The 311-nt window shown below is 62.1% G+C and carries 1 pseudogene; it reads left to right on the top strand.

Annotated elements, in window-relative coordinates:
- Nucleotides 1-311, top strand: a pseudogene (locus tag G6032_RS00195) (chemotaxis protein); the annotation flags it as partial.

Below are 311 nucleotides of genomic sequence, written 5' to 3'. Positions count from 1 at the left end.
AACGAGGTCAAGCGCGTCATGGTGGCGCTGAGTGAAGGCGACCTGACCCAGAAGATCCAGGGCAACTACCAGGGCGACTTCAAGGTCCTCCAGGAGGCCGTCGACGACTCGATCGACAAGCTCAATGAACTGATCACCGGCATCAAGGGCTCCGCGGACCTGATCAACACCGCCGCCAAGGAGATCGCCGCCGGTAACACCAACCTCTCCCAGCGCACCGAGGAACAGGCCTCTTCCCTCGAAGAGACCGCCTCCTCCATGGAAGAGCTCACCTCCACCGTCAAGCAGAACGCCGACAACGCCCGCCAAGC

Origin of the sequence: Wenzhouxiangella sp. XN24 (assembly GCF_011064545.1) — a bacterium.
Lineage (GTDB): Bacteria > Pseudomonadota > Gammaproteobacteria > Steroidobacterales > XN24 > XN24.
The sequence above is the reverse complement of the archived record's forward strand: the minus strand, read 5'-3'. Positions and strand labels throughout refer to the sequence as shown.